The sequence below is a fragment of the Streptomyces sp. SID13726 genome, from assembly GCF_010548375.1.
GTDB lineage: Bacteria > Actinomycetota > Actinomycetes > Streptomycetales > Streptomycetaceae > Streptomyces.
In genome coordinates, this window is record NZ_JAAGLY010000002.1 from 701,485 (window position 1) to 713,582 (window position 12,098).

The 12,098-nt window shown below is 72.8% G+C and carries 13 protein-coding genes; 1 reads left to right on the forward strand and 12 read right to left on the reverse strand.

Annotated features, from left to right (window positions below; translation table 11 throughout):
* Window positions 1-34: 34 nt before the first annotated feature.
* From G3I78_RS07080 to G3I78_RS07135, 12 genes are all read right to left on the reverse strand, one after another.
* Window positions 35-661, reverse strand: coding sequence for a TetR/AcrR family transcriptional regulator (locus G3I78_RS07080; RefSeq protein ID WP_164421918.1), 627 nt, complete (start codon window positions 659-661; stop codon window positions 35-37).
* Window positions 662-822: 161 nt separating this feature from the next.
* Window positions 823-1,635, reverse strand: a complete 813-nt coding sequence (locus tag G3I78_RS07085; RefSeq protein ID WP_164421919.1) for an enoyl-CoA hydratase-related protein — start codon at window positions 1,633-1,635, stop codon at window positions 823-825.
* Window positions 1,632-2,399, reverse strand: coding sequence for an SDR family oxidoreductase (locus G3I78_RS07090; RefSeq protein ID WP_164421920.1), 768 nt, complete (start codon window positions 2,397-2,399; stop codon window positions 1,632-1,634). Before G3I78_RS07090 ends, G3I78_RS07085 begins: the two co-directional genes overlap by 4 nt.
* Complete coding sequence (locus tag G3I78_RS07095) at window positions 2,396-3,172, reverse strand: SDR family oxidoreductase (protein WP_164421921.1); 777 nt, start codon at window positions 3,170-3,172, stop codon at window positions 2,396-2,398. The genes G3I78_RS07090 and G3I78_RS07095 overlap by 4 nt, the downstream gene beginning before the upstream one ends.
* Entirely contained in the window at window positions 3,169-4,389 is a 1,221-nt protein-coding gene (locus G3I78_RS07100) for an acyl-CoA dehydrogenase family protein (protein WP_164421922.1), read from the reverse strand. Before G3I78_RS07100 ends, G3I78_RS07095 begins: the two co-directional genes overlap by 4 nt.
* A gap of 12 nt (window positions 4,390-4,401) precedes the next feature.
* Window positions 4,402-5,355, reverse strand: coding sequence for a phosphotransferase family protein (locus G3I78_RS07105; RefSeq protein ID WP_164421923.1), 954 nt, complete (start codon window positions 5,353-5,355; stop codon window positions 4,402-4,404).
* Window positions 5,356-5,386: 31 nt separating this feature from the next.
* Window positions 5,387-6,598 (reverse strand): acyl-CoA dehydrogenase family protein, encoded by a 1,212-nt coding sequence (locus tag G3I78_RS07110; RefSeq protein WP_164421924.1) that lies wholly within the window; start codon window positions 6,596-6,598, stop codon window positions 5,387-5,389.
* Between the two features lie 10 nt (window positions 6,599-6,608).
* Window positions 6,609-7,757, reverse strand: a complete 1,149-nt coding sequence (locus G3I78_RS07115; protein WP_164421925.1) for a thiolase family protein — start codon at window positions 7,755-7,757, stop codon at window positions 6,609-6,611.
* Window positions 7,754-8,125, reverse strand: a complete 372-nt coding sequence (locus G3I78_RS07120) for an OB-fold domain-containing protein (protein WP_164421926.1) — start codon at window positions 8,123-8,125, stop codon at window positions 7,754-7,756. The genes G3I78_RS07115 and G3I78_RS07120 overlap by 4 nt, the downstream gene beginning before the upstream one ends.
* Window positions 8,110-8,898 (reverse strand): enoyl-CoA hydratase/isomerase family protein, encoded by a 789-nt coding sequence (locus tag G3I78_RS07125; RefSeq protein ID WP_164421927.1) that lies wholly within the window; start codon window positions 8,896-8,898, stop codon window positions 8,110-8,112. Before G3I78_RS07125 ends, G3I78_RS07120 begins: the two co-directional genes overlap by 16 nt.
* A gap of 104 nt (window positions 8,899-9,002) precedes the next feature.
* A complete protein-coding gene (locus tag G3I78_RS07130) occupies window positions 9,003-10,136 on the reverse strand; it encodes an acyl-CoA dehydrogenase family protein (protein ID WP_164421928.1) in 1,134 nt (377 codons plus the stop codon).
* A 27-nt stretch (window positions 10,137-10,163) separates the two neighbouring features.
* On the reverse strand, window positions 10,164-10,958 hold the full coding sequence (locus G3I78_RS07135; RefSeq protein WP_164421929.1) for an SDR family NAD(P)-dependent oxidoreductase: 795 nt from the start codon (window positions 10,956-10,958) through the stop codon (window positions 10,164-10,166).
* A 61-nt stretch (window positions 10,959-11,019) separates the two neighbouring features.
* Between G3I78_RS07135 and G3I78_RS07140 the strand changes: the two genes are divergently transcribed.
* A complete protein-coding gene (locus G3I78_RS07140; RefSeq protein WP_164421930.1) occupies window positions 11,020-12,093 on the forward strand; it encodes an NAD(P)-dependent alcohol dehydrogenase in 1,074 nt (357 codons plus the stop codon).
* The last annotated feature ends 5 nt before the right edge of the window (window positions 12,094-12,098 follow it).

Consider the following 12,098-nt stretch of genomic DNA (forward strand, 5'->3'; position numbering starts at 1 on the left):
CCCGGCCCGAACCGGCCCGGCCTCGCGCCGGAACCTAGTCCGCGACCATCCGCACCACACACCCCTCGATCAACTCACTGATCTCCGACAGGGGAATCGCCCCGGTCGGCCGGTACCACCGCCACACACTCACGATCATGCCGAGGACGGCGAGCCCGAGCGTGTGCGCGTCCCGGACCTGGAAGGAGCCCTTGGCCATGCCGCGCATGAGCAGGTTCGTCCAGTCCCGCTCGACCATCTGGACCAGCTGGCGGGCGGCGACCCGCTCGGTCTCCTCGCGCTTGGACTTCCGCGGGGTGGCGAGCAGGGACATGTTGGCCTGGAGGATGCGCATCTGGCGGATCTCGTGCTCGGTGACCGCGAAGGCCGAGCGGACGGCGGCGCGCACCTCCTCCACGGGCTCCGTCTCGTCGGCCGTGGCCTCGACGAACTGGTCGTGGGAACGCTGGAGTTCGAGGCGCATGATGGTCAGCAGGCAGTGGGCCTTGGACTCGAAGTAGTGGTAAAGGGCGGTCTGTCCGATGCCCACCCGGTCGGCCACGTCCGACCACTTGGTGTTCTCGTAGCCGTCCTCCCCGAACCGCTCGACGGCGGCCACGAGGATCGCGCCGCGCTTCGACCTGGGGCCCTCCTCCGGATCCACGATCCGCGCCCTTGGCATCGTCTGTCTCCCTCTCCTCGCACGAGCGGTACCGATCACCGTCCGGTCGTCCGAGAGTAGACCCAAGTTCAAGTCGGTTACGAATCGAGGATCGGGCGGGAAACGTGCGGCGGCCGAGTGTCCGAGGTCCGGTGTGGGGCGCCGTCACCCGCCCCTCCTGCTCACCTACCCCCTGCTCCCCCGGCTCCCTGCACACCCCCCTCCCTGAATTCAGCTCGGCGCCCGGCCAGGAACGCCGCCACGCCCTCCCGCCCTTCCCCGGACATCGCGGCGACGGCCAGATGCCGGGCCTCCGCGTCCAAGTGGTCGTCGAGACCCGTGGTGAGCGCCCGTCCGACCAGCCGCCGTGTCACCCCGTACGCCGCCGTCGCACCGCGGGCCAGCTCCCTGGCCGTACGTTCCGCTTCCCCGGTCAGCCGTTCCGGCGGGACGACCCGGCCCACGAGCCCCATCTCCAGCGCCTCGGCGGCCGGGACACACCGGTTGGTGAGCAGCAGGTCCAGGGCCCGGCGCGGTCCGACGAGTCGCGGCAGGGACCAGCTGACCCCGGCGTCCGGCGTGTACCCGATCGCGGTGTACGCGGCCGTGAAGCCGGCGTCGCTCGCCGCGAGGCTCACGTCGGCCGCCCCCACGAGCCCGAGTCCGGCCCCCGCGACGGCCCCCTGTACGGCGACCACCAGCGGTGCGTCCAGTCCGGCGAGCACCCGCAGCGCCCCGTGGAGCGCGTCGGTCACGTCGATGAGATGCGCGGCCAGGCGCTCCCCGGACAGCACGGCGAACTCCTTCAGATCGCCCCCGACGCAGAAGGACCGTCCCCGCCCGGTGAGCAGTACGGCCCGGGCCCGCGCTTTCTCGCACTCCCGGGCGGCGTCCAGCAGCGCACGGGCCGTCTCCAGGTCGATGGCGTTGCCCGCCCCACGGCACATCGCGATCCGCGCCAGCCCGTCGCCGTCGACCTCGACCGTGACCCTCATCGCGCGGTCCACCCCCCGTCCACGGTGAGCACCTGCCCGGTGCAGTAGGACGACGCGTCCGAGGCCAGATACAGCAGCGCCCCGTCCAGCTCCCCCACCTCACCGCCCCGCCCCAGCATCGCCCCGCGCTCGACCCACCGCCGGGAGCGCTCGTCCGCGAACAGCCCCTCCGTCATCTCCGAGCGGAACCAGCCGGGCGCGAGCGCGTTGACCCGTACCCCCGACCGTCCCCACTGCCCCGCGAGTTCCCTGGTCAGCCCGACGAGCCCGGCCTTGGACGCGGCATAGGCCGCCCCGCCCAGCGGAGCGCCGGAGACCAGGCCGAGCACGGAGGAGACGTTCACCACCGATCTCGTACGACCGTCTGCGGCCCCCGGCGTCGCGGCCAGCAGCCGCGCCAGGTGGAAGGGGGCCACGAGGTTCACGTCCAGCACCCCGGCGAAGTCCTCGGCGCTCTCGTCCTCGGCCCGTACGGCACCGGGCGCGCCGGCGTTGTTGACGAGGACGTCGACGCGGCCGGTCTCGTCGAGCGCCGTCTCCATCAGCCGTACCCGGTCCTCCTCCCGCGAGACGTCACAGACCACGGGATGGATACGCGGGTCCTCGTCGGCGAGTTCCTTGAGCTTCTCCAGCCGCCGGGCCGCGGCAAGGACCGTGGCCCCGGCCGAGGCGAGCACCAGGGCGAACCGGGCTCCGAGTCCGGAGGACGCCCCGGTGACCACGGCGGTCCGGCCGCGCAGTGAGAACAGCTCGGCCGGTGTCATGCCTCCACCCCGATCGGCAGCACGGTCGCGCCGCCGTCCAGGACCAGGGTCTGCCCCGTCATCCAGGACGAGGCGTCGGAGGCGAGGAAGAGCGCCGCGTGGGCGACGTCCTCCACCGTCCCGAGTCGCCGCAGCGGGAGCTTCGCGGTCAGGATCGGCTCTCTCGGCTCCCATACGGCCCGCGCCAGCTCGGTCTTGATCAGCCCGGGCGCGATGGCGTTCACGCGGGCCATCGGGCCGAGTTCGTAGGCGAGTTGGCGGGTCATGTGGAGCATGGCGGCCTTGGTGGCGTTGTACCAGCCGATGTGGGGGTCGACGATCAGCCCGCCCACGGAGGCGATGTTGACCACCGCTCCCCCGTGCTCGCCCATCCACGCCCGCCAGGCGCACCGGGTCCAGGCGATCATGCCGTACTGGTTGACCCGCACGGTCTTCTCCGCGCGGGGCAGGTCGAGGTCGAGCAGGTCGCCCATGTACGGGTTGGTGGCCGCGTTGTTGACCAGCACGTCCAGGCTGCCGAAGCGGGCCGTGGTCTCCTCGACGCAGCGCTCGGCGTCCTCGGGCTCCCCGGCGTTGGCGACCACCTCGTGGACCTCGCCGTCCCCTTTGACCCGCAGCAACTCCGCGCGAGCCGCCGCCAGTCCGTCCGCCTTCCGGGCGGCGATGACGACATGGGCGCCCGCCTCCCGGTACGCCTTGGCGATGCCGAGCCCGATGCCCCGGGAGCCGCCGGTGATCAGGGCGACCCGTCCCTCCAGTCGATGTCCGTTCACGCCTGCGCCAACTCCTTTGGGTACTTGGCCAGTTCACGGCGGGCGACCGTCCGCAGATGCACCTCGTCGGGGCCGTCCGCGATCCGCAGGGCCCGGGTGATGGCGTACAGCCGGGCCAGTACGGTGTCGTCGCTGACCCCGGCGGCCCCGTGTGCCTGGACCGCGCGGTCGACCACCCGGTGGGCGACCTCCAGCGCGGCCACCTTGATCGCGGCGACTTCGGTGCGGGCGGCCGCGTTGCCCGAGGTGTCCATGAGCCAGGCGGACTTGAGGACCAGCAGCCGCAGTTGCTCGATCTCGATCCGGCTGCGGGCGATCCACTCGCGCACGACGCCCTGTTCGGCGAGCGGGCCGCCGAATGCGGTGCGGGTGAGGGTGCGGCGGCACATCAGCTCCAGGGCGCGCTCGGCGAATCCGACCGCCCGCATGGCGTAGTGCATCCGGCCGGGCCCCAACCTGCCCTGCGCCAGGGCGAATCCCTCGCCCTCGCCGCCCAGGAGCGCGGAGGCCGGTACCCGTACGTTCTCGAAGAGCACGTCGCCGTGGCCGCAGCGGTCGGTGTAGCCGAACATCGGAAGGTCGCGCAGGACGGTGATGCCCGGGGTGTCCCGTGGGACGAGCAGCATGCTCTGCTGCCGGTAGGTCGGCGCGTCCGGGTCGGTGACCCCCATCAGGATGATCAGCCGGCAGTCCGGGTCGAGGATGCCGGAGGTGTACCACTTGTGGCCGTCGACGACGTACTCGTCGCCGTCCCGGACGATCCGGGTGCGGATGTTGCGGGCGTCCGAACTGGCCACCTCGGGCTCGGTCATGGCGAAGCACGAGCGGATCTCGGCGGCGAGCAGGGGCCTGAGCCAGCGGTCCTGCTGTTCGGGTGTGCCGAAGAGGGCGAGCAGTTCCATGTTGCCGGTGTCGGGGGCTGAGCAGTTGAACACCTCGGGGCCGATGACCGACCGTCCGGCCAGCTCGGCGAGGGGTGCGTATTCGAGGTTGGTGAGGCCCGCGCCCCGGTCGCCGTGGGCGAGGAAGAGGTTCCACAGGCCCTCGGCGCGGGCCTTCTCCTTCAACTCCCGCATGATGGGGGGCAGTTCGTGGGGGTCGTCCGCCTCGGCGAGCTGCCGGTCGTAGACGGGCTCGGCGGGCAGGACGTACTCCGTCATGAACGCGGCCATGCGCGCGCGGAGTTCGTCGGCCCTCGGGGAGAGTCCGAAGTCCATGGTGGCGCTCCTTCAGGGCCGTCGGGCGAGGAGGTCGTGGGCCGTGCGGATCATCGCGGCGATGGTCGGCGGCAGCCGCTCCTGGTCGGGGTCGTGGTGCTTGCCCTCGCGGTGGCGGCGCAGGTTGTGGCCCATGATCGCGGCCATCTTGGTGCGGGCCAGGGCCCGGAACCAGTCGAGGGCGGGGGGTTCGGGGCGTCCGTCGAGGTAGGCGGTGAGGAGGTCCTGCTCGGTGGGCAGGCCGGGGACGGCGTGGCCCAGCCGGGGGAAGTTGCGGTGGTCGGCGAAGAGGAGGAACCAGGCGAGGTCGATGCGGGGATCGCCGTACCCCCAGATCTCCCAGTCCACGACGGCGGCGGGCCGTTCGCCCTGGCACAGGACGTTGCCGAGGCGGAAGTCGCCGTGGGTGAGGGCGGGGGGCACGCTCTCGGGGATGCGGGCGGCCAGTGCGTCCAGCACTTCCTCGGCGCCGGGGCGGAGTTCGGTCGGGACCGCGCGCATGGTGCGGCTCCACCGCTCCGACTCGGCTGCGGGGCCCAGGGATTCGACGGCTCCGGTGCTTACGTCGTGCAGGTCGCGCAGTACGGCGGCCAGCGCCAGCATCCGAGTCCGGCACAGTCGCGGGTCGAGTGCGTGCTCGTCGAGGACCGGTTCGATCGCCTCGCCCGGCACGAACTCCATGGCGAACCAGGCGGGTTCGTGCTCGTCGACGGCGACGACGCCCGGGACGGGCACGGGTGATCCGGCGAGGGCGCGCAGGATGCGGGCCTGGCGCAGGACGTCGTTGCGGCCGACGGGGCGTTGGCCCGGGGGTACCGCCTTCACGACGCGGGAGACGGGTCCGGCCGTGATGGAGTAGGTGAGTCCCGAGTGGCCGCCGGGCAGGGTGCGCAGGCTGCCGTATTCGGCGCCGAGACGCCCGCGGACCCGTCGCTCCAGTTCCGTCACCTCGGTCAGGGTGCTCAACGTCCTTCTCCTCTCGGCTGTTGGGAGGTGGTCAACGGCCCTGTCCCTTCGGCTCCTTGGGCAGTCCCAGCACCCGTTCGGCGAGGATGTTGCGCTGGATCTCGTCGCTGCCGCCGGCGATGCGGTAGCCGGGGGCGCCGAGCAGGTGCTCGGTCCAGGCGAAGGTGCCCCACTCCCCGGTGTCGGCGGCGAGTCGTGGTCCGAGGAGTTGCTGGACGAGGTCGGTGGTGGCGCGCATGGTCGCGGTGGCGTGGAGTTTGCCGACCGAGGCCTCGGCGCCCGGTGCGCGGCCGGCGGCGAGGGCGGAGGTGACCCGTAGTCCGGTGAGCCGTTGGACGAGGGAGCGGACGAACAGGTCGGCCGCCTGCTGCCGTTCGCCGTCGGCGAGCGGTCGGGGCAGGTGGCGGGCGAGGTCGAGGGCGCGGTCGGCGTTGTCCAGGCCGAGTCCGCCGGAGTCGAGGCGTTCCGCGGCGAGCACGGTGAGCGTGACCCGCCAGCCTTCGCCGACGGGCCCGAGCCGGTCGGTGTCGGGCACGTGGACGTCGTCGAGGTAGACCTCGTTGAAGCTGGTACCGCCGGTCATCTGCCGGATCGGCCGTACGGTCACGCCCGGGGCGTCCATGCGGACCAGGAAGACCGTGATGCCCGCGTGTTTCGGCAGGTCGGGGTCGGTGCGGCAGACGGCCACGCCCCAGGTGGCGACCCGGGCGCCGGACGTCCAGATCTTGTGGCCGCGCAGGATCCAGCCGTCGCCCTCGCGCACGGCCCGGGTCCGGACGGCGGCGAGGTCGGAGCCGGCCTCGGTCTCGGAGAACAGCTGGCAGGCGAGTTCGTCGGTGCGGAGCATGGGCCGCAGCCAGCGCTCCTTCTGCTCGTCGGTGCCCCAGATGCGGACGGCGGGGGCGACGAGCTGCTGGGTGACCGGGAAGATCTCGGTGCGCCGCGGGACGTCGAAGGCGGCCTCTTGTGAGCGGTACAACTGCTCGTAGAACGCGGGCAGTTCACGCCCTCCGTACTGCGGCGGCCAGCCGATCGCGCCCCAGCCCTGGTCGTGGCGGGTGCGTTCCCACTCCTGTGCCCGGCGTGTGCGTTCGCGTTCCTCGGTCTCGGTCCAGTTCTCGAAGACGGCGACCGAGTCGCTTCCCTGTCCCCACTCGTGCGGTGCGGTGCGGGCCGGAGCCACGCCCTTCAGCCAGCGCCGGGCCTGTGCGCGGAACTCGTCCGGGCCGGGTGTCCCGTCCATGGCGCTCCTCTCAACGGGTCAGCACGGTGCAGGCGCTGACGCCCGGCGCCCCGTACACATGGGTGAAGCCGGCCACCGGGTCTCCTGGCACCTGGCGTTCGCCGGCCCGGCCGCGCAACTGCTGGACGACCTCGTGGACTTGGCGCAGTCCGGACGCGCCGATGGGTTCGCCGTTGGCGATGCATCCGCCGTCGGTGTTGACCGGCAGCGAGCCGTCGATCGCGGTGGCGCCGAAGGGGATGAGCGACTCCTGCTCGCCGTGCTCGCAGAACCCGCACTCGGCCAGGTGCATCACCTCGGCACCGCTCTCGGTGTCCTGCAACTGGCACACGTCGATGTCACGCGGCCCCAACCCGGCTTCCTGGAAGGCGGCTCGGGCGGCGTCGGCGCTCACGCTCGTCGGTGTGCCGGTCGGCGCCCAGGGGCTGAACACCTCGAAGGAGCCGAACCGCCGGGTCCGTACGACCGCCGCCCGCAAGGCGACCGGTGTGCCGCCGAGTCGGCGGGCCGTCGCGCGATCGCACAGGATCAGGGCGACCGCGCCCTGGCCCGGGGAGCAGAACATGTACCGGGTCAGGGGGTCGTTGACCATGCCGGAGGCCAGGATCTCGTCGGCGTCGAGCGGCTTGCGGCGCCAGGCGTGCGGGTTGAGCACGCCGTTGGCGTACGCCTTCTCGGCGACCCGTGCGAGGGTGCGGGCGGTGATGCCGTGGTCGTACATGTACCGCTGGATCTTCATGGCGAAGAACTGGGTGGTCACCATCAGCCCGTCGCTGCCGTAGGCCTCGTCGAGCCCCCAGTCCGCGGGCCGTGGGTCGAAGGCGCCGCGCGGGTGCTTGTCGAAGCCGACGGCGAGCGCCACGTCGGCCGCCCCGGACCGGATCGCCTGGGCGGCCGCCACCAGCGCGCTGCCGCCGGTCGCGCAGCCGTTGCGCACATTGGTGAACGGGACGCCGGTCAGCCCGAGTTCGGCGACCAGCGTGTCCGCGTTCCCGGCGGCGTCGCTGCCCCCGTAGGCGGCCCGCACCCGCGACCACGGCACTCCGGCATCGGCGAGCGCGGCTCGCACGGCCCGCACCGCCAACTCCCGCCCACTGGCCTCCGTGCGGGCGAAGGAGGTGATCCCGGCACCGCAGACCAGCACATCCTCACTGCTCATACGGCACCCCCCGCACCCCTCGGCACCCCGCCCCCGGCACCGATCACCACCGGCATCCCGATCTCCACGTCCTCGGGGTCGATGTCCAGGGCGGCCAGCACGCGGACCCCGTCCGGCAGTTCGACGTATCCGACGGTGAACGGCGTGAACCCGGCGGCGGGCGGGACGTAGGGCGGGGACTTGGGGGCGTACCGCTGCACGGTCCAGGTCCACAGCGTGCCCGTACCGGAGAGTTCGACCGGTTCGGCTGGTCCTCCGCAGCGCGGGCACGCCGGGTCGGCGGGGTAGACGGCCACCGCGCAGTCGGGGCACCGGGAGCCGTGCAGCCGGCTCCCGGTCTCCGGCGCGCGGTTCAGCGGCCCTTCCACTGCGGCTCCCGCTTCTCCAGGAACGCCGCCACGCCCTCCGCCGCGTCCTCGGAGTTGAGCATCACGCCGACCGCGAGGTGCTCCATGACCATCAGCGACTGGATGTCGGCGTCGAGGCTGCGGTCGATGGTCATCTTGGTGATCCACATGGTGAACGGGCTCTTGTCGACGAGCTGGTCGGCGAACTCCTCGACGGTGGCGTCGAGTTTGTCCGAGGGCGCCGAGGAATTGATGAGCCCGAAGTCGGCGGCCTCGACGCCGGTGAGCAGTTTGCCGGTGAGCATCAGCTCCTTGGTCTTGCGGACGCCGATCATGCGCGGCACCCGGTAGATGGGGCCGGCGCCGCCGAACAGGGCGCGCCGGATGTGGAAGTCGCCGATCAGGGCGTCGTCCGCGGCTATCGCGAAGTCGCAGGAGATCATCAACTCGAAGCCGCCCGCGGTGACATGACCCTCCAGGACGGCGATCGACGGCGTCTTCATCGAGTAGAGCCGGTCGCAGACCTTCGCCGAGAGCACGGCGACGTCGATGGCGGTGGAGCTGCCGATGAAGTCGGCCTTGAGGCTGTCCAGGTCGAACCCGGAGCAGAAGGTGTTGCCGCGTCCGCGCAGGACCAGCACGCGCAGTTCGGGGTCGGCGTCGACCTCGGTGATGATCTCGTCCAGCCGGTTCAGGATCGGCACGGTCACGCAGTTCTTCTTGTGCGGGCGGTTCAGCCAGACCCGCGCCACGTGCCCGTCCCGCTCGAACTGGATCTCGTCCTCGACTGCCATGAGCTCCTCCAAACTGAACTGAATTGAGTTCGATTCTGTGGGCAGTGGTTGCCCCTGTCAATGGACTGGTGCCCCTCGGTCACGAACGGACCGATGGCCCGCGATCAGGCGGTGGCGCCGACGAGCCCGAGCAGGCCCGCCAGGCGCAGCCGGTGGTCGTCGGCCGTCCCGAACAGCGCCTCGTCGGCGCGGGCCCGGCGCAGATGGAGATGGGCCGGGTGCTCCCAGGTGAAGCCGATCCCCCCGTGGAGCTGGACGTGCTCCGTGGTGGCCAGCCGGTAGGCGCCGGTGCAGGCCACCGCCGCAGCGCTCGCCGCCACCGGCAGTTCCGGGGCGCGCCCGGCGAGACAGGCACTCGCGTACGCGGACGCCGACCGCGCGCCCTCGATCTCGACCAGCAGGTCGGCCAGCCGGTGCTTGACGGCCTGGAACGATCCGACGGCCCGCCCGAACTGGTTCCGCGCGGACAGGTAGGCGAGCAGGGCGTCCAGGGCGTGTGCGCTGCCGCCGACGTGTTCGGCCGCCAGCGCCACCCGCCCCGCCTCCAGGACGCCGTCGATCACGCCGGTGGCCCGGCCTGGCTCGCCGACCGGTTCGGCGGGTGCTCCCCGGAACCGGACGAGGGCCTGGCGGCGCGTGGGGTCCAGGACCCGGCGTGCCACTCGTTCGCAGGTCGCGGGCTCCGGCTCGCAGGCGAACAGCCGCTGCCCGTCCGGCGCCCGGGCCGCCACCAGCAACAGGTCAGCGCCCTCTCCGTCGGGCACGAAGTCCGCCTCGCCGCGCAACACCCAGCCGCGCGGGCCCCGTTCGGCGGTCACGTCGGCCGGGTGCAGGAATCCGGCTACCGTCGCCGTGAGTTCACCGGCGGCGATGCCGGGCAGCCAGCGGGCGCAGGCCCGCCGGTCGCCGCTGTCGAGCAGGGCGTTCCCGGCGAGGACGACGGTGGTCAGCAGCGGCGCGGGGCACAGCACGCGCCCCGTCTCCTCCATGACGACGGCGAGTTCGGCGAAGGTGTAGCCGGCCCCGCCGTAGTCCTCGGGGACGGTGAGCCCCTGCACACCGATCTCCCCGGCGAGCCGGTCCCACAGGACCGGGTCGTACCCGCGCGGGCTGTCCGCCTGTTCCCGGACCTGCTCGGGCCCGCAGTTCTCGGCGAGCAAGTCCCGCAGCACCGCCCGCAGTTGTCTCCGTTCGTCGGTCTCCGCCAGCATCGCGGGATCGGCGTCGAGCCGGAACATCCAAGCCTCCCTCGGTCGAAGCCGCCCTCACACCGTGAACCGACCCCCGTTGGCCAGGAGTACGGCCCCCACCAGGTTCGCCGCCTCCTCGCTCGCCAGGAAAAGGGCGACGTCGGCGATCTCCTCAGGTGTGGCGTACGGCCGCACCCGGGGATCGGCGAACCCCTGCCGGAGTGGCGCGGGGGTCCGTGCCGCCATGCCGGTGTCGGTGGGCCCCGGGGCCACCGTGTTCACGCGGACGCCGAACGCGATGGCCTCCTTGGCCACGGACTGGCTCAACGCGTGCGCACCAGCCTTGGAGGCCGCGTAGTGCGGATAGCCGGCCAGCGTGTCGAAGGCGGAGGAGGAGCCGACGGTGACGACGGCGCCGGTCCGGCGGGGTGCCATGACCCGCAGCGCCGCGCGCAGGACATGGAACGTGCCGTCCAGGTTCACGCGCATCACGCGCCGCCACGCCTCGTCGCCGAGCCGCCCCGTCACCTCGGGCGGCTCCCCTGCGACCAGGGCCTCGGCGATCCACTGCTTGGCCGCGGGGTCGTCGACCCCGGCCGCGTGGACCACGACGTCGAGCCGCCCGTGTCGGCGTACGGCCTCGTCGAAGGCCCGGTCGACCTGTGCGGGTTCGGCCACGTCGACGGTCAGGGCCCGGGCTCCCGGCAGTTCCTTCGCGACGGTCTCCGCCGCCGGGCCGTCGACGTCCGCGGCGAAGACCTCGGCGCCCTGTCCGGCGAGCCGGCGGGCGACCGCCGCGCCGATGCCCGATCCGGCGCCGGTGACGAGCGCGATCCGCCCGTCGAAGCGCCCCGTGTGCTCACCGCTCATGCACGGTCACCACCTCGCAGTCATCTACTGAACTGACTTCATTTTTGTTACTGTCGCCGGTATGTCAACAGGCACGACGAGAGCGTTCCGGCTGACCCGCTGGGGCGGCCCACCGGTCCTCACCGAAGTACCGCGCCCCTCCCCGGCCGGCGAAGAGGTGCTGATCCGGGTGGAGGCGGCCGGCCTCTGCCGTTCGGATCTGCATGTCACCGACGCCCGGCCGGGCGATCTCCCGTACCGGCTTCCGTTCACCCTCGGGCACGAGGTCGCGGGCCGGGTGGTGGAGCGCGGTCCGCTGGCCACCGGTCCCGCGCCAGGCGAGCGGGTCCTCGTCCACGGCCCCTGGGGCTGCGGAAGCTGCGCGCGCTGCCGGGCCGGGGCGGAGAACTACTGCGACCGGCGCGCGGACCTGGACGCGGACCGCGCCGGCATGGGCGCGGGGCTCGGGCGGGACGGCGGGATGGCCGACCTGCTGCTCGTCCCGTCCGGGCGGCTGCTGGTGCCGGTGGGCGACCTGGACGCCGTGCAGGCGGCGCCGCTGTCGGACGCCGGGCTCACCGCCTACCACGCCGTGGCCACCATCCGGCGCGCGCTGGACGAGGCGCCGGGCGCCTGTGTGGTCGTACTCGGCGTCGGCGGGCTGGGGCATCTGGCCGTGCAGATCCTGCGGGCCACGACCGACGCGCGGGTGCTGGCCGTGGACGTGCGGGAGGAGACGCTCGCCCTGGCTGACGCGTGCGGAGCGCACTTCACCACGCTCCTGCGGCCCGACACCGGGACTGTCCTGCGGGACCGGACCGGCGGGGTCGGGGCGGCGGCCGTGCTCGACTTCGTCGGGAGCCGTTCCAGTCTGGAGCCGGCGGTGCGGGTGCTGCGGGCGGGCGGCGAGCTGGCCGTGGTGGGCAGCGGCGGCGGGGAGCTGACCGTGCGCAAGCCCGGTGTCCTCCCGGCCGGGACCCGGGTCTCGCTGCCGTTCTGGGGCACCCTGCCCGAACTGGCGGCCGTGGTCTCCCTGGCCCGGGAGGGCGTCCTGACGGCGGAGGTCGAACGGTTCCCGCTGTCCGGCGCGCCCGAGGCCCTGGCGAAGCTGCGTTCCGGCGGGGTGCGGGGGCGGGCGGTGCTGGTCCCCGACTGACGGGC

Bases quoted from the DNA above. Each gene is read 5' to 3' on its own strand.
- G3I78_RS07125 (WP_164421927.1), bottom strand. From the start codon at position 8,898: ATGGCAGTCGAGGACGAGATCCAGTTCGAGCGGGACGGGCACGTGGCG.
- G3I78_RS07130 (WP_164421928.1), bottom strand. From the start codon at position 10,136: ATGTTCCGGCTCGACGCCGATCCCGCGATGCTGGCGGAGACCGACGAA.
- G3I78_RS07110 (WP_164421924.1), bottom strand. From the start codon at position 6,598: ATGGACGGGACACCCGGCCCGGACGAGTTCCGCGCACAGGCCCGGCGC.
- G3I78_RS07135 (WP_164421929.1), bottom strand. From the start codon at position 10,958: ATGAGCGGTGAGCACACGGGGCGCTTCGACGGGCGGATCGCGCTCGTC.
- G3I78_RS07140 (WP_164421930.1), top strand. From the start codon at position 11,020: ATGTCAACAGGCACGACGAGAGCGTTCCGGCTGACCCGCTGGGGCGGC.
- G3I78_RS07100 (WP_164421922.1), bottom strand. From the start codon at position 4,389: ATGGACTTCGGACTCTCCCCGAGGGCCGACGAACTCCGCGCGCGCATG.
- G3I78_RS07115 (WP_164421925.1), bottom strand. From the start codon at position 7,757: ATGAGCAGTGAGGATGTGCTGGTCTGCGGTGCCGGGATCACCTCCTTC.
- G3I78_RS07085 (WP_164421919.1), bottom strand. From the start codon at position 1,635: ATGAGGGTCACGGTCGAGGTCGACGGCGACGGGCTGGCGCGGATCGCG.
- G3I78_RS07080 (WP_164421918.1), bottom strand. From the start codon at position 661: ATGCCAAGGGCGCGGATCGTGGATCCGGAGGAGGGCCCCAGGTCGAAG.
- G3I78_RS07090 (WP_164421920.1), bottom strand. From the start codon at position 2,399: ATGACACCGGCCGAGCTGTTCTCACTGCGCGGCCGGACCGCCGTGGTC.